General features: G+C 69.2%; 11 protein-coding genes. 6 read left to right on the top strand and 5 right to left on the bottom strand.

Features of this window, described 5'->3' with window-relative positions:
• Positions 1-33 precede the first annotated feature (33 nt).
• From ZF1_RS17205 to ZF1_RS17195, 3 genes are all read right to left on the bottom strand, one after another.
• Positions 34-1,482: an RNA-directed DNA polymerase gene (locus tag ZF1_RS17205; RefSeq protein ID WP_482637789.1), complete on the bottom strand. Its 1,449-nt coding sequence runs from the start codon at positions 1,480-1,482 to the stop codon at positions 34-36.
• Between the two features lie 331 nt (positions 1,483-1,813).
• On the bottom strand, positions 1,814-2,020 hold the full coding sequence (locus tag ZF1_RS17200) for a hypothetical protein (RefSeq protein WP_482637788.1): 207 nt from the start codon (positions 2,018-2,020) through the stop codon (positions 1,814-1,816).
• Positions 2,021-2,088: 68 nt separating this feature from the next.
• Complete coding sequence (locus ZF1_RS17195; protein WP_482637787.1) at positions 2,089-3,141, bottom strand: hypothetical protein; 1,053 nt, start codon at positions 3,139-3,141, stop codon at positions 2,089-2,091.
• 45 nt (positions 3,142-3,186) lie between these two features.
• Here ZF1_RS17195 and ZF1_RS17190 point away from each other — a divergent pair, with 45 nt between their 5' ends.
• The 6 genes from ZF1_RS17190 to ZF1_RS17165 all read left to right on the top strand — a co-directional run bounded on the left by ZF1_RS17190 (position 3,187) and on the right by ZF1_RS17165 (position 13,168).
• Complete coding sequence (locus ZF1_RS17190; RefSeq protein WP_482637786.1) at positions 3,187-3,792, top strand: TetR/AcrR family transcriptional regulator; 606 nt, start codon at positions 3,187-3,189, stop codon at positions 3,790-3,792.
• 707 nt (positions 3,793-4,499) lie between these two features.
• Positions 4,500-5,810 (top strand): AAA family ATPase, encoded by a 1,311-nt coding sequence (locus tag ZF1_RS17185; RefSeq protein WP_482637785.1) that lies wholly within the window; start codon positions 4,500-4,502, stop codon positions 5,808-5,810.
• 83 nt (positions 5,811-5,893) lie between these two features.
• Complete coding sequence (locus ZF1_RS17180) at positions 5,894-7,150, top strand: IS256 family transposase (RefSeq protein WP_073574061.1); 1,257 nt, start codon at positions 5,894-5,896, stop codon at positions 7,148-7,150.
• Positions 7,151-7,366: 216 nt separating this feature from the next.
• Complete coding sequence (locus tag ZF1_RS17175; RefSeq protein ID WP_482637784.1) at positions 7,367-10,366, top strand: AAA domain-containing protein; 3,000 nt, start codon at positions 7,367-7,369, stop codon at positions 10,364-10,366.
• Positions 10,344-10,580 (top strand): hypothetical protein, encoded by a 237-nt coding sequence (locus tag ZF1_RS17170; protein WP_482637783.1) that lies wholly within the window; start codon positions 10,344-10,346, stop codon positions 10,578-10,580. Before ZF1_RS17175 ends, ZF1_RS17170 begins: the two co-directional genes overlap by 23 nt.
• A 122-nt stretch (positions 10,581-10,702) precedes the next feature.
• Positions 10,703-13,168: a GmrSD restriction endonuclease domain-containing protein gene (locus tag ZF1_RS17165; RefSeq protein WP_482637782.1), complete on the top strand. Its 2,466-nt coding sequence runs from the start codon at positions 10,703-10,705 to the stop codon at positions 13,166-13,168.
• Here the strand turns inward: ZF1_RS17165 and ZF1_RS17160 are convergent.
• A complete protein-coding gene (locus ZF1_RS17160; protein WP_482637781.1) occupies positions 13,147-14,088 on the bottom strand; it encodes a sigma-70 family RNA polymerase sigma factor in 942 nt (313 codons plus the stop codon). The genes ZF1_RS17165 and ZF1_RS17160 overlap by 22 nt on opposite strands.
• Before the next feature lie 339 nt (positions 14,089-14,427).
• On the bottom strand, positions 14,428-19,134 hold the full coding sequence (locus tag ZF1_RS17155) for a DEAD/DEAH box helicase (RefSeq protein WP_482637780.1): 4,707 nt from the start codon (positions 19,132-19,134) through the stop codon (positions 14,428-14,430).
• Positions 19,135-19,143: the final 9 nt, after the last annotated feature.

Raw genomic sequence — 19,143 nt, 5'->3', positions numbered from 1 at the left:
ACGAGATACGGCGTCTGCTCGCCACCCTCATCCTCACCCCAGCCGCCTGCCTGGCCAGCACACTCGCCTGGTCCACCTGGCGCCGACGACGCCAGCACCAGGCCCGGACCTGCCACTACCGCCGCCGCGGCCAACGCCCACCAGCCTGACAAAACGCCGTTGCAGTACTAGATCTAAGTGATTACTGAAGAGAAGCCACGTCTCCATTCGATCTAGGAGTGCCTTGCCGGTCCATCCGGTCGGGACGGCGAGGGCCAACTGTGCCTTGACCCAATCTATTGCAGCCCATTCACTGCTAAGAAAGTCGACTAGCCATTCTTCGAGATCGCCGAACTTGAACTCTGCATCTTCACACTCGCCCCATGCCGCGGCATCGCGCAAGTATCGCCCTACATGGTCCGAACCGTGCGGCAGGTACTTCGCAACGTACTGCCAACTTTGAACCTCGTCGAAAATCCCAGAGTTTCTTAACGTGACCAGCGTTGCGCGTACTTGCGTTCGCCCAACGCTCTTGGGGTCCCCGAAAAGCGCTTCCTGTAATTCGTCTAGTCGTGCAGCGTCGTCCGGGTTACTCACGTAACGAACAGTTCCAGACGCTGGCCCTGGACGGTGCTCGATCTCGACCCTGAATGGCGACTCTGCTTCTAAGTCTACTTCGGCGACAGCTTCCACTGAGCTCACTAGAGAGCTCTTCGACGCGTTCGCTTCAAGTCCCAGAAGGCGCATCCGCTCTTGAATCTCAACGTGGGCGGCGAATAGCATTTTTTCCGAACCGAAGAGGGTTATGTCGTCCATCCAGCGCACTGCGACGTCGATCCCGGAACGCTTCGTTAATCCGAAGAGTAGGTCATCAAGGGGGGCCAAGTACGCATTAGACAGAATTGCTGAACCGAAACTTCGCTGCGGCAGACCATTCCGAGTTTGAAGTCTGCTGTGCTGCTCGGTGACATCCGAGATCAGACTGACGGCAGCAAGCTGGCCGTTAATGGAGTATAGGTCTTCGATTAGACGATCGCGATCAATCGACGCAAAGAATGAAGTAATGTCTGTACGGAGGCCTTCTGGGGAGTCCTTACCTGATCGAACTCGTTCCAGATAGGCCTGCCACTCCGAACTGTTCTCTGTGGGCTGATTCTCGCGATATCGCCACCCGTAGACATCTTTGTTTAACTGGGCACAGATCCTAGCGGCAATTGTTCCGATTGAGGCAAGGTAGAGCAGTCGGCTAAGCGGATCCTGCACAACCGCTGGTCTAGTGCCGATCGTGTTCTTAGGAACATCCAGAGGGTGGAACGAAGCCTGTACGCGTAGTTGATTAGGCTTTTTGGTTACGAAGTCGTCCAGAGGGAATAACTCGGGACTTTGCTCAACCCAGTCTAGTTCGGGCCAGCTCCACGGGTCTCGATGCCAGTCTCCGTATATTTCTTGGCGCCAAAGATTCGATCCTGCGTTAAGGTTCAGGCCAAATGGAAACGACGACATGCCATCGAACTCCCTACGTGCGGACCTGCGACTGTACTGAGAACCCCGCCCCGGCGCCCATGATCGTAGGCAGCGATCCGACAGCAAGCCCATCACCGAGCGGCAGTCCGAGCTGGCACGAGGAGTCACGCCGCTGCTGGTCAAGGAGGTGACGCCAGGAGCTGGCGGCACAGCCTGACACCGAGGAGCGCCCTTCACACCGAAGAGGTCACTGGTTCGATCCCAGTATCGCCCACAGTCAAAACCCCTGGTCACAGGCTCACCGAGCCGGATGTGACCAGGGGTTTTCGTCGTTCCCCGGGGTGTTCCCGGAGCATTTCTGGAGCATCGTTCATTCCGGAGCGACGGACGTTCCGCGATCGTCCTCGTCGTCGAGGGCCTGGAGGATGCGCTCGCTGTTGTCGGTCCGCCGGGGGTGGAGGTCCAGCGTCGTCGAGGACCGCTCGTGGCCCAGGATCCGCTGCACCATGTTCGGCGGGACGCCGTCGTCGACGAGCCGGCGCTGTTTCCTGCGTGAGTTGTCTGTGCCGGTAGGCATGCGGTGCAGCCGACATCCGCGGGGCCCTCCACAGGGAAACGGGTGGTACGCGGCGGCTCGTCGCAGCTTCAGGTCACGGGGTGGCCGGTCCGCATTCGGCCGTACTCGGCCAGTGCCGAGAAGGCTGCTTTTGGCTCCCACGGCATACCTGGGTAGGCGTTGCCGGTGCGCCCGTGGGTAAGGGTCTTGACGATCCCGAAGCTCCCCAGGTCGAAGTCCCGCTCTGGCTGATCGGAGGTCGGCAGGTGTCGGGAGGCGAAGGTGTACACGAACGCCGTGTCCACGCCTCCCGAGTCGTAGAGGTGGAGGAGTTCCAGGAGGTAGGCGGCTTGTTCGGCTTCGTTGCGCTCGACGGTCTCTGTGAGGTGCGTTGCGTGCCCGGTCCGGTCGTCGTAGCCGATGATGTCGCCCCGGCTACCCCGATCGGCTGCTCCGGAGAAGGCTGCACAGCCGAACTCGGTCACTGCGAACGGTTTTCCCTGCGAGGTCATGGCGGCGAGGTTCGCGGGAAGGGCGTCAGCGTTGCCGGCATCGCGGTAACCCGCGTCGGTCGCGATGAAGTCGAACGGCGTCCAGTCCACTCCCTCCAGGGGGAGTGACGCGTAGCCGATGAGGCCTCCGAATCGCTCGCGTGCCCCCTCGACTGCTCGGGCCAGTAGCGCGTTGGTCCTGTGCTGCACTCCCGGGAGGATCTCGCGAACACGCGCCGCGTCCGTGAGCACGGCGGATCGTTCGGCCAGCGTCTGCCCGGGCATCAGGCCGATCGTCATGATGCTGATCTCCGAGCCGGTGAGGAACCGGATGTCCGCACCTTCCTGTCGGATGCGCTCCGCGCGCTCGGCTGCGTCCAGCAGGAATGCCAACAGCTCGTCGGTGGTCAGGTCATGGGTGAACGGGCAGTACCAGACCTCCAGCCCGACGGCTGCCGCGTGCCGTGCGGCGGTCTCCAGGCGGTCGGCGACTCCGCCGGTGATCCGTACGGCGTCGGCGCGAAGCTCTTCACGGATGATCCGCATGTCCTCGGCGACGACCGTGGGGTCGAACGGTTCGTGTGTCGTGCTTCCGCAGTTGGTGAAGCCGGTGTCGTAGGTGACGCCCCATGCGCGCATCGCAACCTCCATAAGGTACGAACAGTACCGTATCAGGTGGGAGGTACGCTCCGTACCGTGACAGGGGGGCGGCGGCGCGGTGCGGAACTGGAGCAGGCGATCCTGCGTGCGGCCGCCGATGAACTCGTTGCCTCCGGCTACGCCGGTATGACGATGGACAAGGTCGCTCGGCGCGCCGGCACGAACAAGAACGCGATCTACCGGCGCTGGCCCGGGCGCGCCGCGCTCGGCGTCGCCGCCTACGCCTACGTCGCGGACGCTCGCACTCTGACGCCGGACACGGGCGAACTCCGCGGTGATGCCGTCGAGCTGCTGCGGCAGGTCAACTCCACCTGGTCCTCGTCTCATGGGGAGATCCTGCGTGATCTCCTGGCCGCGGCCGCCGACGAGCCCGCGCTGCTGGAGCTGCTGCGCGAGCAGGCCGGAGGGGGCGCGCTGGACGCCGCCTGGGTAACGATCGTGGACCAGGCAGTGGCACGCGGCGAAGCTCCGCCGGAGGCCGTTCATCCGCGGGTGGCGGCGCTCCCCATGACGGTGTTGCGTGGCGAGTACGCCCTGCGCGGTGTTCCAGCCGTACCGGACGAGGTCCTGATGGAGATCATCGACGAGCTCTTCATGCCGCTCATCCGTGGACGGGGTCTCTCCGAGTGCGGGCTGACGTAGCGGATCTCGTCTCCCCGGATCCAGGGAGCGGCACCGACGTGACCACGGTCTGCTCGACCAACTGCCTGACGGCGACTGCTCACTACGGCAGCGTCCTGCGGACGCCCGGGGGTGAGACGGGCACTACCGCCCGTCTGCTCGACGGTCCGGTTGCTTCACACGGAAGAGCTCGTGACCGGAGCTGCAGTGCTCGGAGCGTGCAATTGGCGTGCACCTACCGGCGGTCAACCAGGTCAGCCGCAGGGGTGTGTAGTCCGCTGTTCTTGCTAGTCGATGACGGAGAACGCCAGTCTTACGAGGCCTTCCAAACTGGCTACGGCTGCCCGTCGGACGGGCGCGGCCCGGCGCTGTCGTAGTGGCGGCGTCGCGCTGCCTTGACGACCTCGGTGGCGTGCCCCGGGGCGTGGTCGACGTTGATGGGCGGGTGGAAAGCCCGGATGACATCAGCTTCAACGTCCCGGGGGTCGAGTACAACTAGCCCGCGTATCCGGCCATCTGGCCAGGCAGCGGAGTGCGAATCCGCACGTGCCTCGTAGCGAGTCCCGAATCCCTTGCGCGATTCGAGTGAATCTTCCTCGTCTCGGTGACGGTGTTGTGCTTGCCTTCGATGAGGGGTGTGGCGCTCAGATCGGGCACTTCGGGGGAGGAAGTCGATGACGCACGAGCACGACCCGTTGACCAGGGATCGCGTGACACGGTTGATGGGCGTGCTACGGCAGATGGCCGCGGCCCGCTTCGCGCCTGTGCGAAGCGTCGACCGCTACCACCGGACCTTGTGGCTGCACTACGCCCAGCAGGCGACCACGATCCAGAGCCCGGACGGACCTGGGGCCGAGGTGCTCCGTGTCTCCCGGGTGCACCGCGATCCCGAACCGGCGGTGTCCCGCGAGCTCAAGCGGTGGCTGGACCGCTCCGTCACAGACGACCTCAGCGAGCCGCGGCTCAAGGAGCGCGTAGTCGTCCGAGGGCAGGGCGAGGTCCCGATCGACGAGCACCCTCACATCCGCGGGCAGTTCGACGCGTGGCTCGTCGACTGGCGGGCGTGGGCGGAGCAGGAGCGGCTGCGGAGGCCTCGTCGCCAGGTCTTCGAGGCGCTGTTCGACATGCACCGGCTCGCACAGGACCAGCCGGAGTCCGTCGAGCTCGTGCTCGCCTCCGGGCTGTTGCAGACCCCCGGCGTGCGGGTCCACATGATCAGCCAGGCCGTGCGGATCGACCAGGACCTCGAGTCCGGCGACATGATCTGCGTCCTCGCCGACGAGTCCGGCCTCCGCCTTGAGGACGACGAGCTCCTGGGCGGGCTGGACTCCTTCGACCTGTCCGGTAGCGCGATCCTGCGGGACAAGCTTCTCGAGCGGGCTGTGGGCCCGATCGAACCCGCTCTGCCCGAGTTCCTGAAGGAGTGGGCGGCCCGGGTTCTGCAGGTCGCGCACAAGGTGAGTGACGGTTGGGAGCCTGAGCGGACCGAGCACTCCTTGGTGTCGATGAGTCCGGCACTCGTCGCCCGGCCGCGCGGCGCCTACGCGATCAGGGCGTACTACGACGCGATCGCCACGTCCCTCGCGGATGAGTCCTCGCCCGTGCCGCTGGGGCTCGCGCAGCTTGTTGAGGCAATCGAGCCTGAGCAGCGCCTCGCCTGGCTGGAGCGCACCGGCTTCAGCACTGCCACGGCGGGGGAGGCCCCGCTCTTCCCTCTGGCCGCGAACGAGGAACAGTCTCAGATCATCCATCGGCTCGATGCGGACAGCGGCGTCGTGGTCGAGGGTCCGCCCGGCACCGGGAAGACCCACACCATCGCCAACCTGGTCAGCGCGCTGCTCGCCCAGGGCAAGCGGGTCCTGGTCACCGCGGAGAAGGCGCAGGCCCTCCGGGTGCTGCGGGACAAGCTGCCGCCCGAGATGCAGGAGCTGTGCGTGTCGCTCACCGACGCCTCCGCGAAGGGGAAGTCCGACCTCTCGCGCAGCGTGGCGACCCTCGGTTACGTCCGCGGAGGTGGTGTACGGGTTCGTCGCTGGTGAGCGGCGTGGCGTCGTGACGTGAGACGGCCACCGCGTGATCTTTCTCGAGTACCGACCAAGGAACTCCAGGAAGGACCACCACGATGGCCGCACCACACAGTGTGGACCCTGCCCAGCTTGTCGAGGAGTTCGCCTCGGCGGGTGTGTCGCCGGATCTGTTGCAGACGATGATCGCGACGATGGCGAACGCGTTGATGTCGTCGCAGGCCGATCAGCAGTGCGGGGCCGGCTATGGCGAGCGCAGCAGCGAGCGGACGAACCAGCGCAACGGCTACCGGGCCCGGGAGTGGGACACCCGAGCGGGCACGATCGAGTTGGCGGTGCCGAAGCTGCGCCAGGGCTCCTATTTCCCGGACTGGCTGCTGACCCACCGCCGCCGCGCCGAGCAGGCCCTGGTCACCGTCGTGGCCACGGCCTACCTACTCGGTGTCTCCACCCGGCGGGTGGAGAAGCTGGCCGAACAACTCGGGGTGAAGTCGCTGTCGCGTTCGCAGGTCAGCGAGATGGCCACCCACCTCGACGGGCAGGTCGCCGCGTTCCGCGAGCGCCCGCTCGACCAGGGCCCGTACACGTTCGTGTGGGTCGACGCGCTCACGGTGAAGGTCCGCGAAGACGGCCGGGTGGTCAACGTGCACGCGCTGCTCGCGACCGGGGTGAACGCCGACGGGCACCGCGAGATCCTCGGCCTGGATGTGGCCTCCAGCGAGGACGGAGCGGGCTGGTTGGCGTTCCTGCGCGGTCTGGTCGCCCGCGGCCTGTCCGGGGTCCAGCTCGTCATCTCCGACGCCCATCCCGGCTTGGTGGCGGCGATCGCCTCGGCGTTGCCGGGTGCGGCGTGGCAGCGGTGTCGCACCCACTACCTGCGTAACCTGCTCTCCCGTGTTCCGAAGTCGGCGCAGCCGCATGTCGCTACGCAGGTGCGCACGATCTTCGACCAGCCCGACGCCGACGCCGTCACAGCCCAGTACGGACGCGTGGTCGACACTCTCACCGCGCGCTGGCCCGACGCAGCCGAGCACCTCGACAACGCCCGCGATGAGCTGCTGGCGTTCACCGCATATCCGCGCGAGGTCTGGCGCCAGATCTGGTCGAACAACCCTCAAGAGCGACTGAACAAGGAGATCCGCCGTCGCACCGACGTGGTCGGGATCTTCCCCGGCCGCGACTCCCTGATCCGCCTCGTCGGCGCCGTCCTGGCCGAACAGAGTGATGAGTGGACCGAGAACCGCCGCTACATGGGCCTCGATCTACTGGCCCGCTCACGCATCCGCATCGTCACCACCGAAGCCGCACCGACCGGCAGCGAGGCACTCATGACAACCGAGGCAATAACCGCCTAGAATCCCGAACCAAGATCACGCGGAGTCGATCTCATACACCACTCCGCCGGACGTGACCCGACCCTCGCCGGGCGCAAGACCGACTTCAACCCCTCCCGGGCCGACCGCGAGATCGCGGACCTCACCGAGAAGCGCGAGGCCGTCCATCGGGACCGCGCGCGGCTCCTGGAGGAGATTCGCGCCGTCCGCGAGGCGGAGACCTTCGAGCACCCCGAGGTGGCCGTCGGCTTCCGGGGCACGCTCGCCCGGATCGCGGCAGAGCTCGGTCGCACGCAGGAGCGGGATGGCTGGCTGGGGGAGGGCGTCGCGGGCGAGCTCCCGGTGTCGGCCGCCGAGCTCGGTGAGCTGGTGCGGCTGCTCGGGGAAGAGACCGACGAACGCCGTAGCCGTCGTGACCAGCGGATTCCTACCGGTCTGCTCGACCAGCGCCGCTTCGGTGAGCTAGCGGAGGCGGTCGCGCTGGGTGAGTCGGTCCGGCGGGGCGACACGTCGCTGTTGGTGGCCACGCTCGAGACTCTCGACGGTGAGCAGCTCGTCCGGCTGGGTCCCGCCTGCACCGAAGCCGACGAGAGCCTCCTGGCGTTGCGGGACCTGCCCGCGCACCGGGACTGGGCGCGGGACATGACGTCCGCACTGCTGGGCGGAACGGGGCCGCACGCCTGGCAGCGCGCAGTGGAGCGTCTGGGGCTGGTGGACGCCGCGGTGCAGCACAACCAGGCGGCCGGGTTCGCGGACGTCTCCGTCCACGCCCAGGTCGATCTGGACGCCGCCGCGCACGCCTTCGCTGCGCTCGGCGCCCACCTCGACGGTGGTGGCTCCCTCCGCAAGATGTTCAAGAGCCCCGAGCAGAAGGCCGTCGCACCGTTCGAGGCGGCCGTGCTCGTGGGCGGACGGCCGGTGGACTCCGCGGCCGCGGCGCACGCTGCAGCCCATCACCTGGCGGTCCTCGCGATCGGGCAGCAGATCAACGTGGCCTTCGGGCCCCTTCGCATCGGCGTCGGCCTCGGCGAGCCCCGCGTGGTGCTGATCGACCTCCTCCAGCAGCTCCGGACGGTGTGCGGGGTGATCGCGCGGGTCCTGGCCGCCACTGACGCCCTCCGCGCGGTGCTCGCCACGTTGCCGCCTGCCGCGAGGCCCGCGCTGTACGACATCGGGGCCGTCGAGCAGGTCACGGCTGTCGCGGTCCAGGTGACCCACGCCCGGTCGGCCGCGATCGCCCGTGCCGAGCTCGACGCCGCTCGCGACGACCTCGTGGCCGCGGTGCCGCTGGAGGTGCGCCCGCACGAGCTGGCACATGCCCTGCGGGCGTTCGAGGCGGCGGACCAGGGCGCCTACGCAGAGGCCCTCGCCTCGCTGGCCCATGCCGCGGACCAGCAGACGGCCCAGCTGCGCTGCGACGAGCTGCTCGACCGCGTCCACGTCGCGGCGCCGCACCTCGCCGCGGACCTCCGCGAGCACCCGCTCGACGGCTGGACGGACCGTCTCCGCCGCTGGCCGGAGGCTTGGGCGCGGGCGTGCGCGGCGACCTGGCTGCAGGTCCAGATCGATCCGGGCCGGGAGCAGCGCCTCGAGGCCGACCTGGCGATCGCGACCAAGGACCTGGCCCGGCTGACCGGCCGCCTGGCCGCCGCCCGGTCCTGGCGCGCCTGCCTGAGCCGGATGAACGCGACCCAGGTGCAGGCCCTGCAGTCGTACAAGAACAACATGGCGAACGTCGGTAAGGGCACCGGAAAGTACGCCGAGCGTTACCGGCAGGCCGCGCGGGACGCCATGCGCGTGGCGCAGGGCGCGGTCCCCGCCTGGGTCATGCCGATCCAGCAGGTCCTGGCCTCGGTCCCGCCGCGGGCGAACACCTTCGACGTCGTGATCGTCGACGAGGCGAGCCAGGCCGAACTGACGAGCGCGTTCCTGCTGTGGCTCGCGCCGCGGGTGATCGTCGTCGGCGACGACAAGCAGTGCACACCGTCCGAGGTCACGAGTGGCTCCTTGCAGCCCATCTTCGACCGCATCGACTCGGAGCTGCATGACATTCCCCAGTACCTGCGCACGAGCTTCACGCCTCGCGACAGCATCTTCTCGCTGCTGCGCAGCCGGTTCGGCCAGGTCATCCGGCTGCGGGAGCACTTCCGGTGCATGCCGGAGATCATCAGCTGGTGCTCGAACTCGTTCTACCGGGACGCGCCGCTCGTCCCACTCCGGCAGTTCGGGGCCGACCGGCTCCCGCCGCTGCGCGCTACCTACGTCGAGGGCGGGTTCACCGAGGGCACGGGCAGTCGGGCGGCCAACGTCGCCGAGGCGGAGGAGATCGCGGCGGCACTGGCCGCATGCCTGGCGGACGAGGCGTACGACGGGCTGTCGTTCGGGGTCGTAGTCCTCCAGGGACAGGCGCAGGTAGAGATCATCGCCTCCGCGCTGAAGCGGGTGATCGATCCGGAGGAGTGGGACCGGCGGCGGATCCGAGTCGGCACCCCGCCCGAATTCCAGGGCGACGAGCGCAACGTCGTGTTCCTGTCCATGGTCGTGGCCCCGAAGGAGCGGGCCGCGTTCCCCTTCACCAAGCGGGACGCGGAGCAACGTTTCAACGTGGCCGTCTCCCGTGCCCAGGACCAGCTATGGCTGTTCCACTCGGTGACCGCTGATCTGCTGCGCCCGACGGACCTGCGGCGGTCGCTGCTGGACCACATGACGTCCGGCGCCGGCGCGGAGCTCCCCCCGGTGCTCGCCGACGTGACCCGGACCCGCCGCCACGACGCCTTCGACTCGCTCTTCGAGCAGCGGGTCTTCCTCGACCTTCTCGGTCGCGGCTTCCACGTGACCCCGCAGGTGGAGGCCAACGGGCGCTTCATCGACCTGGTCGTCACCGGGGCGGCGGGCAAGCTCGCCGTGGAGTGCGACGGGGACGCGTTCCACACCACGCCGGAACAGCAGCTCGCGGACCTCCACCGTGAGCAGGAGCTCAAGCGGTGCGGGTGGACGTTCCAGCGGATCCGGCAGTCCGAGTACGTCCTGAACGAGGAGCGCGCCCTGGCCCCGGTGTGGGCCGAGCTCGACACCCTGGGGATCGGACCGTTGGTGGCGAGCGACGCACCGGCCGAGAGCCCTGAGATGCCCGAGTTCGCCGAGACGGCGGAGGTGACGGTAGCGGCCGGAGCTTATGGAGGACGAGGCCCCCACACCCGTCCTCGGCGTCCCGGTGATCCTACCACCCGTCGTTGAACAGCCGGACGAGGACCCCGACGCGGATCGCTCCGGCCTCGTCCTCATGTTGGCCGGCCGAGGCGCGCTGTCGACGAGCCAGGTCGCGGACCTCCTGGCCGTGAGCCTGCCGGAGGCACGCTTGATCCTCACCGCGCTCGTGGAAGACGGCCGTCTCGAGAAGGTGGGGCGGACGAAGGGCACCCGCTACGTCCTGCCCGGCACGGCGGATTGAGTCGCCGACACGATCGGGGTGTCCGATTGGGGTGAGGACGGCAACACGGTCACGTTCGGTACATCATCAACGGGCGCCCTGGGATCGGGAAGGCGCAGCACGGCGGCAATGGAGGGGCGGACATGGCGCGGCTCAGCACCATCCTGGATCAGATCGACTCGGGGTCGATGCTGCTCCCGGAGTTCCAGCGCGGCTACGTGTGGAACAAGGACCAGATCCGCGGCCTCATGCGGTCGCTCTACAAGGGCTTCCCCGTCGGCGCGCTGCTCGTCTGGGAGGCGGAGGGGCACCAGCAGGCAGTCCGTGGCGCGGAGGCCGGCAGCGGCACCAAGCAACTCCTCCTCGACGGTCAGCAGCGGATCACCACGCTCTACGGCATCATCCGCGGGCGCCCACCCGCGTTCTTCGAGGGTGACCCGGCGATTTTCACCCGGCTCTACTTCAACGTGGAGACCGAGGCCTTCCAGTTCCTCGCTCCGTCCACCGCGCGGGCCGACCTGCTGTGGGTGGACGTCACCGGCCTCTTCAACGCCGACCAGGCCAAGAAGTACGACCAGCTGATCGACGAGCAGTGGATGCGCCCGAACCTCGGCGTGTACCTGTCCCGGCTGCTGCAGCTCGAGAGCATCCTCGAGCGAGACTTCTTCGTCGACCGGATCACCGGTGCGGACAAGACGGTGGACGTCGTCGTCGACATCTTCAACCGGGTCAACTCGGGTGGCACGAGGCTGTCCAAGGGCGACCTGGCGCTCGCGCGGATCTGCGCGGAGTGGGGCGACGCCCGTCCGTCGATGCGCCGGGTGCTGGAGGGCTGGCGGGCGCGGCAGTTCACGTTCTCGCTGGACTGGCTGCTGCGCAACGTCAACGCGGTGGCCACGGGAAGGGCGCCCTTCGCCGCGTTGGAGGGGGTGTCCGCGGATGAGTTCCGGACGGCGCTCGACCACGCGTCGCAGAACATCGAGCACTTCCTCGGCCTCGTCGGTGGGCGGCTGGGCATCGACCACGACCGCGTGATCAGCAGTGGCCGCTACGCGTTCCCGATCGTCACCCGGCTGTTGCACAACGGACAGGGCCGGTTCGCGGACGGTGCGGAGGCGGATAAGGCTCTCTACTGGTTCGTCCATGCCGCCCTGCGCGGCCGGTTCGCGGGCTCCGCCGAGACCGCGCTGGCTAAGGACCTCGACATCGTCGACAGGTCCGGTGTGGATGGACTGATCACTGCGCTCGAACGCTCCCGTCGGGGCGGCCTGACCGTCGAGCCGCAGGATCTCGAGGGGGTCGGCCGCGGGGCGCGCGCCTACGCGTTGCTCTACATGCTCACCCGGGTCAGCGGTGGGCGGGACCTCGGAACCGGCGGCCTGCTCGACGGCGAGAGCGGCGAGCTGCGGGTGCACGAGATTTTCCCGAAGGACGCTCTTTACCGGCACGGCTACTCCCGGTCCGAGGCGAACGCCGTCGGGAACCTGGCCTTTGCGGTGCCCGGCACCGCGACCACCTTGAACCGCCGTAGCCCCCACGAGTACCTGATGTTCTGCTCGGCGGAGGCGTTGGCGAGCCAGTGGATCCCGGCCGACCCCGAGCTGTGGCGCGTCGAGAACTATCGCGCCTTCCTCGACGCCCGTCGCAGGCTGGCTGCGGCGGATGCGAACGCGTTCCTCGGGCGCCTCGTCGGCGCCGAGGTCGCGTGGACAGAGGGCTTGCCGCAGGTACGGGTCGCCGAGGACACCGACGAGCGGGACGCCCGCGCGGTGCAGATCCGCGACCTGCTCACCGAGCTGGGGGTGGCCGGGTACGCGAACCCGGCGTTGGATGCGGAGATCGCCGACCCCGAGACGAGCCGGGCGCTAGCCGTGGCGGAGGCGTACTGGCCCGAGGGACTGCAGGCCGGGCAGGGCTCGCCCGTGGTGCTGGAGCTGGACCCGGACGAGGCGGACCTGCCCCGGCTCGCCGAGCTGGGCTTCGAGGTCTTCACCTCGGTCGACGCTCTGCGCGGCTTCGTCCAGCGCCGCAACGAGATTGCGGCGGGGGATCGGGACGACGAGGGCACGGGCGCCCCCGGCGTCGCACTCGTGGAACCCGCACCCGAGGCCGAGCCCGTCGTAGGCCCGGCTCGGCAGTTGGAGCTCATCGAACCCGAGGTCGCGCAGCTCGAGCTCCCGGAGGTCGAGCAACAGGCTCCCGCGGAGACGCCCGCGGCTGCGGCCACGCCGGAGCCCGCTGCCCCGGTCCACGTCCCCGCGCCGAGCGTCGAGCCGGAGCCCGTCGTCGCGCCGGAGACCACGCAGGCCGAGGCCCTTCTGGAAGCGCGCCTCGTCGAGGTGCTCGACGTCTGCAAGGGCGAGCTGAAGCACAACCCGCGACCGTTCGTGGGGCTGCTCGTCGAATACGGTCCGGTCGACGCGGTGCGTCGGGCTCTCCGGAAGCCCGCCAACGACACGTTCTCGTTCCTCTGGGAGCGCAGGCGGCTCGATCTCAGCGTCGAGGCCGTCATGCTGGACGAGCGTTTCCACGATCTGTTCACTGACGAGGAGCGGGCCACGGCGCGTGCTCGGCTGGGCGAGTTCGACTACGAGGCCGCCCGGGCTTGACGACGGCGGGTCGCGCGCAGCTCGGTTTCCAGCTTCCCGAGTGCCTTGCTCTGGATCTGTCGGATGCGCTCGCGGGTCACCCCGAGCTCGCCGCCGATGGTGTCCAACGTGGAGGCGTCGCCGACGAACCCGAAGCGACGGTCGATGATCGTTCGCTCGCGCTCGGACAGGATCGAGAGGGCGGCTGCGATGTCCTCGGCGTCGAATCCCCGCAGGTCCGGGGTGGGTGGGTCGAGGTGGCGTTCTGCGACGCCCTGCAGGCTCTCCTCACCGAGGGCGTTCTGTGCACTCTCGTACGGCACCGTCGTCGGCAGCGTGGCGGCCAGCTCGGCCGTGGCGGGATCGTCGTCCGGGTGGGCGCGGCGAGCGAAGGTGTTCAGGCGCTCGACGATGTGTACCGGGTAACGGATGGTGCGCGACTGGTCGGCGATGGCGCGGGTGATGGCCTGCCGGATCCACCAGGTCGCGTACGTCGAGAACTTCGTGCCCTGGGCGATGTCGAACTTCTGCACGGCCCTGATCAGGCCGAGAGCGCCCTCCTGTACGAGGTCGAGGGCGTCCAGACCCGGAGCTCCGTACCCGCTCGCGATGGAGAGCACGAGTCGAAGGTTGGCCGTGACGAAACGCTGGTACGCGCCCTCGCCGGCCGCGATCAGCAACCGCAGCGGGAGAGCGGCCGGTGTCGTCTCATCGCTGTTCTCGAGGCGTTCGGCGGCGAGGAGACCGACCTCGATCGCCCGCGCCAGCGCGACCTCCTCGGCCGCGTCGAGCAGCCGTGCGCGGCCGGTCTCCAGCCGGTACCGCCAGAACGAGTCCGTGGCCTCCGCGTCGTCGTCGAGGTCCGGGACGGACTCGTCCGGCTCCTCGGTGGCCTCGACCACCGGGGGCGCCGGCAGCCGCTCGACGGGCGGATCCCACACCGCCTCTCGGGGGAGGGGGGCCCCGTCCCGTGTGGCAACCAGCCCGAGGTCGGCCAGCGAGATCGAGTCGAGATCGAGGGTCGTGTGCTCCGAGAACGCCTCAGTCAAAGCGGCCGGGACCGGGACCGGAACCGGGACGACCAACGGACGGAGCGGCCTCGGTACCCGGGCACCGTCGTCGACGAGCCGCCGGAGAAGGACGGCCAGGTCGGCCTCGCTTAGCCCGTGATCGCGCGCCATCGTCGAAATCGCCACGACCGTGAGTTCACGGGCCCGGAGCGCGCTGAGCGCGAGGTCGACCGCGCTCGGGACGAGGGTGGATCGGGCGTCGGGCATCCCTCAGACCTCGGGGACCGGGACGAACCTGCCCAGCAGGCTGAGGGCACCCGCTCGGCTGAGCTGCTCGTGATAGCGCTCGTTGCGGAAGGCGCGCAAGCAGCCATAGCAGCTGGTCTCCGGCCCGCACTCGCACGAGGCCACCCGCCGGACGGCCGCCTCCAGCACGGTGGCCAGCTGCCGCGCGATCCGAGGGGTGTTCCCCGCCCCGCCCGGAGTCGTGTCGAAGAGGATTAACGACGGGAACCCGTCACCGCCGTGGTGCACGGTGCCGTCGATGTCGTCCCGGCTGATCTCGAGTTCGGCGGCGGCACCCTCCAGGAGGGCGTACACGGTGGACCGCAGCGCCGACTCGGGGACGACGGTCGCCGTGCCGGTCGGCAGCTCCAGCTCCACGAAGTCCGTCTGGTACTGGTGCGCCAGACTCTGCGATCGCATCGGGCCGGCGCACTCGGTCCCCTTGAGCAGGTGCTTGTGGCTCTTCGCCTTCTTGCGCCCGGCGACCATCGAGGTGCCGAACCCGCACCAGTCGCACAGCTGGTACCCGCCCCGGTTCGGGCCCTCGTTGACCACGACGAACTCACCGCGAGCACCGGAGCGCCAGCGCAGCTCCGCTCCGGTGGGAAACCGGACGACGTCCTCCTCGACGTCGGCGTGGGAGTCGATGATGTAGGTGGCCCCCGACCAGGAACGACGAGGTGCCTGCCCCGATCCTTGACGGACGCTCTCCGAGGCGACGAACCCGAACTCCGGCACCACGTACGCCTTTGCGGCCTTGGTCTGGACGGTCTCGCAGGCGGGACACTCGGCTGCGGGCGGTGAGGCATCCTGCCGGTAGTGCCCGCAGGTCTCGCAGACGGTGTAGTACTGCCGGAAGAGGTCCTTCCCAGGGAGCCGGTAAACCCCGCCCGAGGTCCATCGGTACCCGCCCGCGATCACCTGGGCACCCGGAGCGTACTCGTTGATCGCCATGGTGAGGTCCCGGGTCAGCTCCAGCGGCTTGTCGATGCCACCCTGCAGCCGGTCGGTGCGCAGCTCCACCGTGTCGACCGGGAAGCCGTACTTGGGCAGCACGTTCCGGTTGGCCAGGTATCCGATCAGCTGGCGGCTGCGCAGGGTGGCGATGACCCGCTTGCACTGGCCCGCGAGGGCGTAGTTCGCCTCGGCCGCGGCGGTGCGTTCGCGTTCGGTGAAGTCCTCGACATCCTGCGCGAGCTGTTGCCCCGCCTGTTCGACGAGGTCCAGGAGGACCTCGGCCCAGGCGCCGGACTCGACGTCGATTTCAGCGGCGACGTCCGCGGGCAGGACCTCCAGCAGGCTGTCCCGGACCCGGCGGGGGACGGGGGTGAGGAACCGCCGCAGCTGGGCGACCGGGCCGACCCAGTCGGGCGGTGTGGGAACAGGCGGCAGGAAGAACTCGCCCGCGGTGGTCCACTCGCGGGCCAACTGCCGTTTCATCGTGCCGAAGAACGCGGCGATTGCCACGGAGTGGGCGTGCCTCCGGTCGATGCGCACGTTCGCCAGCGGCACGATCGGTGGACGCATCTCACCCGCGATCATCTTCTCCGGTTCGGCGAACCGGGTGAGGTCGTGCGACCGGCGCTGAGCGTAGGTCAGCACGAGAGCGGCGGAGTCGGAGCGTCGGCCCGCCCGACCGGCGCGCTGGACATAGTTGGCGGTCGACGGCGGCATGTTGCGCAGCACCACCGCCTGCAGCTCGCCGACGTCCACGCCGAGCTCGAAGGTCGTCGAGCAGGAGAGCGCGTTGACCTCGCCCCGGACGAACTGCCCCTGGATCTCGGCGGCCTTCTGGCTCGTCCATTGGGCGGTGTGCTCCATGACCTTCATGGGCACCGGCTTGGCGTCGAGGTAGAGGTGCCGGTAGTGGTCGCGCTCCTCCGCGGCGCGGGGCCGGACCCACGGCTCGAGCATGCCGTCGCAGCGCAGCGTGGGGCAGACCCCGCGCACGGACACGCCGGCCATCCGACGGCACCGTTCGCACCGGAAGAGCTGCTCCTGTTCCTCGACCGGTCGGATTCGGAACCGTAGGTGGTTGAGCCTGCGCACGGGGCCGAGGTCCTTGGGCGAGACGACCGAGAACCAGCTGTGCGGGCCCTCCTTGCCCGGTGTGCCGACGGGGTCGAGCGCCATCCAAACCGCGTCGAGCAGCGCGCGCGGCGCCGCCGTCGATCCCACGGACTCCAGCACACGGGTGAGGTAGTCGATCCGCCGGTTGGTCCCCGTCGTCGGGAGCCAGCTCAGCACCTTCCGCTTGGCGTCGGAGCCGTCGCCGCGGACGTAGATGGGGCCGGTGCGCGGTTCGAAGATCGGCGAGTTGGGCGGTACCTCCTCGGGCATGTCGATGGCGCCCTGGAACCGTAGGGTGCGGACGAGCTCCTGCAGGAGGTCCCAGCCCTCCTCGTCGGGCAGGCCGAGGTCGGCCAGACAGCCCGGCAGCGCCCAAGAGGCCTTGCGGACCATCTCGACGCGCATCAGCCCGACGCCTTCGAGCGACTGGCGGTCGTCGAAGCTGATCGCCTCGTGGACCGTCCACTCGAGGGCCTCGCGGCGGGCGACGACGGAGGAGGCGTCCTCGTCGAAGACTCCCTCCCGCTTGGCAGCCAGGTAGGCGTAGTGGGCGAGGCCATCGAGCTTCGCCGGTTCTCGCTCCATCCGCTGGTGGTCGGCCAGCGCCATCGTGAGGATCCGGCGCTGTGCGAGTTTGCGGTGGGTGTCCTCCAGGTAGGGCGCGAAGTACGCGGCCGTCTGCCTGCTGTCGCTGAAGAACAGGAGCTTCCGACCGTTGCCGGGCAGATCCGACGAGGGCCCGTCCGCGGCGGGGAGTGCCTGATAGAGCGCGGAGCCGAGTACCGACGCCGAGGCCTCGCCGCCGCTCTCCAGGAGCCGGATCAACCGGGTGCCCCGCGCCCCGCACGCAGCACAGGAGCCGAGGGCCGCGGACTCGGACGACAGCAGCTGGACCGTCCGGAAGTCGGCGGCGGTGCAGTCGCCCGCACCGCAGTTCAGCGGCTGGTCGAGGTGCACGGCTCCGCAGCCGGTGCAGAGGTAACGCCGGTCGCCCTCGGTGGCCTTCTCCTCCTCGAGTGCGGCGTCGTCCTCGTCGTGGGGCGTGCGATCGGTGCTGTCGCCGTCCTCCAGCAGCAGCCAGGCGTGGCGTCGGTGCCCGCCCGCCTTCCACGGGACGTGGCGGGGGACCGGGCCGCTGTCGTCGAGCGCGCCGTGCAGGTGGGCGGCACCGCAGCGCTGGCAGCCACCGAGCTCGAAGACGACCCGCTCGCACGTCTCGCAGCGTTCCCGACGGCTCAACCCGAGGTGGGGGCCGTCCGGGCCGAGGCAACTGAATGCGCCCTCGGTGGCGCGTACGAAGAGGTGGAACCGCGACGAGAGCGCCGGGGACCGGTCGGGGGCCCGTAGCGCCCCCGCCAGGCGGACGAGGTCGGTCAGGTGCCGCTCCTGCTCGACGTCCTCACCGAAGACCGTGCGGGCGACGTCGGCGAACGGGCGTGGTCCCGTGGACAGCGCGGTGCGGAACGCCGTCAGCCGGGACTCCGAGCGGAGGGCGGCGACCGCGTCATCGGGCCCGTCCCAGCCGTGGTCGCGGGCGGCCTTCAGCACGTCGGTGTGATCGACGTGCGCACCCAGCCGGGCGTAGTCGCCGGCGGGGAGCGGCCCCCACGTCGGTCGGTCCGGGGCCGCGACGACGGTCGAGGTCACGAGGTCCTGCCTGCCCGGTGTGTCGTCGTTCCACTCGAAGGGCAGGTCGAAGAGGTCGGTCGCGAAGCGGGTCACCGCGGCCGGGGAGTCCTTGGCCCCGACCGTCGCGCTCGTCGCGATCGCCTGCAGGTCCCGGCCCGACGACACCCGGTCGCGGAGCCTGCGCAGGAGCATCGCGAGCTCCGCCCCCTTGGCTCCGTCGTAGACGTGGGCCTCGTCGACGACGACGAACCGCCACTGCCCGGCGTGGTCGCCCTCGAAGAGATCGAGGTCCTTCGGCCGGAGCAGGAGGTACTCGAGCATCGCGTAGTTGGTCAGCAGGATGTGCGGCGGCGTGGCGCGCATCTCGGCGCGGCTGAGCAGCTCGTTGGGCAGCCGGCGTTCGTGTGGATGGAGCTGGGCGAAGGTCGCCTCCGCGTCCCGCACGGAGTCACGGGTCTCGCCGGTGTAGCGGCCGAAGGTGATCTCCGGCGAGTCCGCGAGCAGGTGCCGGAGCCGCTTCATCTGGTCGTTGGCCAGCGCGTTCATGGGGTAGAGCAGCAGCGCTCGCACACCCGGCCCGAGCCGACCGGCGGCGGACTCCTCGGCGAGGTGGCCGAGGATCGGCAGCAGGAAGCTCTCGGTTTTGCCCGAGCCGGTGCCGGTGGCGACCACGACGTTGCGTCCGGCCCGGACCTTGCGGATCGCCTGCTCCTGATGCCGGTAGAGCGGGCGGTCCGCGGGGAGCTCGGGCCCGGTGAGGGATAGGAACCTCTCCGGGAGCACTCCCTCGGCCACGAGCTCCGCGAGGGTCGCGCCGGGCATATAGGCGGGCGTCGCCTCCAGCAGCGGTCCCTTGGTCAGCAGCGGGCTCGTGTCGATCATGTGCTCCAGCGCCGAGGCCAGGGAGGCGTCGCGCAGGGGAAGCAGGGAACGCAGGTATCGGCGGTAGCCGAGGGTGATCTCCCGGCTGGACTCCAGCGGATCGAACGTCACCGTTGCTCC

The organism is Pseudonocardia sp. ZF1 (assembly GCF_056835605.1).
The sequence above is the reverse complement of the archived record's forward strand: the minus strand, read 5'-3'. Positions and strand labels throughout refer to the sequence as shown.